2 protein-coding genes and 1 pseudogene are annotated in these 1897 nt (G+C 63.7%); 1 reads left to right on the plus strand and 2 read right to left on the minus strand.

Going from position 1 to position 1897, the window contains the following annotated elements; all coding sequences use genetic code 11:
* Positions 1-402 (minus strand): ATP-binding cassette domain-containing protein (locus tag EOA85_RS34140; RefSeq protein ID WP_164760092.1); only part of this gene is annotated, 402 nt, incomplete at its 3' end.
* Positions 403-581: 179 nt separating this feature from the next.
* Between EOA85_RS34140 and EOA85_RS34145 the strand changes: the two genes are divergently transcribed.
* Positions 582-923 (plus strand): hypothetical protein, encoded by a 342-nt coding sequence (locus tag EOA85_RS34145; RefSeq protein WP_127212626.1) that lies wholly within the window; start codon positions 582-584, stop codon positions 921-923.
* Between the two features lie 152 nt (positions 924-1075).
* On the opposite strand, the pseudogene EOA85_RS34150 reads toward EOA85_RS34145, so the two are convergent.
* Positions 1076-1897: pseudogene (locus tag EOA85_RS34150) on the minus strand (amidase family protein); the annotation flags it as partial.

Genomic DNA, 1897 nt, shown 5'->3' on the forward strand with positions numbered 1-1897 from the left:
GCCGTCGAGCTCCTCGAAACGCGCCTGCAGGTCGCCGTAGCGGGCAATGATGGCGTCCATCTCATCTGATCGCTCCGGGTCGCCCATGGCGGCTTCGAGCTCGCGCATCTCGGCCGCCACTTCGCTCACCGGCCCGGCGCCGTTCATCACTTCGGCGACAGCGCTGCGGCCTTCCATGTCGCCGACATCCTGGCTGAAATAGCCGATGGTGACGCCGCGATCGACCGAGACCTGGCCCTCATCGGGCTGCTCCTCGCCGTTGATCATGCGGAACAGCGTCGTCTTGCCGGCCCCATTGGGGCCGACCAGCCCGACCTTCTCGCCCTTCTGCAAGGAGGCGGAGGCCTCGATGAAGACGATCTGCCGGCCGTTCTGCTTGCTGATACTTTCCAGTCGAATCATGCTTTCCACGCGTGCCAAAGGGATTTTCCCCGCGCCAATACGCGATAGGCCTCGCCTGCGGAAGCCCGCAAATCAAATGGCAATACGACGCCAGTTTCGAGGTTCGAACTGAATCAGCGGAACCTTGGATATCGCCGGCAGTTTAGAAAGATAGGCTCAAACACCGAAAGGAGAATGAGATGAAGATGGTTACCGCTATTTTGCTCGCCACCTCAATGATCGGCCTGACCGCCGGCACGGCAAGCGCCACCTGCCATGACACGACTGCATCGATCGAAGCTCAATCTGGCATCGCAAAAGACGGAACGCGTGCACCCCTCGAAACTGATGCGAATGCCGGTAGCAAGGTTGAGGGCGGCCCTGCCAATAAGGACGGCAACACCATGCCGCTAGCCAACCAGGAAGCCGGTGGGGATAAAAACCTTGCCACCTCGCAGCAGGATGTCGAGGCGCAGCAGGAGGGCGACAAGACAGCGGCGGCCAAAGCCGACGCCGGTAGTGACCCCTGCAAGCCGGACTGACGCAGATTGGAAAGCCGGCCGCAGACGGGCTGCATGCCGCCATTGATCATCGGTGGCATGCGGGTCGGCGCGATCGGCACCATCCCGCAGCTTCCCCTAGACTTGCGGCGATGCCATCCCGACAGCCCAGAATGGGAATACGCGGAGGCTTGCTATCCATTCCCTCCCGTCACCGCATAGGCGCCGACTGCACGCCCGTCCTCAAGACGCACGACGGCGGTAACGATCGAGCCGTAAGAGCCGCGCCAGACGCTGTGGATTCTCTCATGCTCACTGGCCGGTACGACTGCACGCCCTGTAAAGCGCTCGTCGGTCCGCTGCATGCGAATGGGCTCGCCGTTGACATGGACTTTCACGCTGGTCTCGGTTCCGACCTCGCCATGCACATCGAGCGTGACAGTTATCTCGTCCTGATCACCCGCACGGCGCGTCTCAGCGGCAAGCGTGACTGTCAGCGGCGGCGCCTCGTCGGGCTGGCGGGCGGCAGGCCTGGCGGCAAAGACATCGTCGGGAAGCTCCGGAGTGCGCGGCGGGCTGGTGCGGCGCTGGCCAAAACGCTCGAAATCGCCGGCTAGCCGAAGCAGCTTCGTATCTTCATAGGCCTTGCCGGCGAAGGTCAGTCCGACCGGCATGCCGATATCGGCCATAGTGCCCATCGGCACGGTGACGGTCGGAATGCCGAGATGGCGCGGCACCAGATTGCCGTTGGCGACCCAGGTGCCGTTGCGCCACGCAACCGCGGCGGAGGCCTCGTTGACATCCGCATCGGCCGGCCCGACATCGGCGACGGCCGGAAACACCACTGCATCCAGCCCTTGCGCGTCCAGCCAGTCCTCGAAATCGATCCGCCGCGTTGCCTCAAGGCCTTTCAGGCCAGCGTCCAGCTCGGGAATGGCCTCCAATGGGGTGACGCCGCGCTTGGCCCGCCCGACATACTCCGCTAGATCGAAGCTGTCCTCGTAGCGGTCCGGCAG

The sequence above is a fragment of the Mesorhizobium sp. M5C.F.Ca.IN.020.29.1.1 genome (genome assembly GCF_003997375.1).
GTDB classification, from domain to species: domain Bacteria; phylum Pseudomonadota; class Alphaproteobacteria; order Rhizobiales; family Rhizobiaceae; genus Mesorhizobium; species Mesorhizobium wenxiniae.

What these genes read in the sequence shown, in the direction of transcription:
- EOA85_RS34145 (WP_127212626.1), top strand. Translation starts at nt 582, where the DNA reads ATGAAGATGGTTACCGCTATTTTGCTCGCCACCTCAATGATCGGCCTG.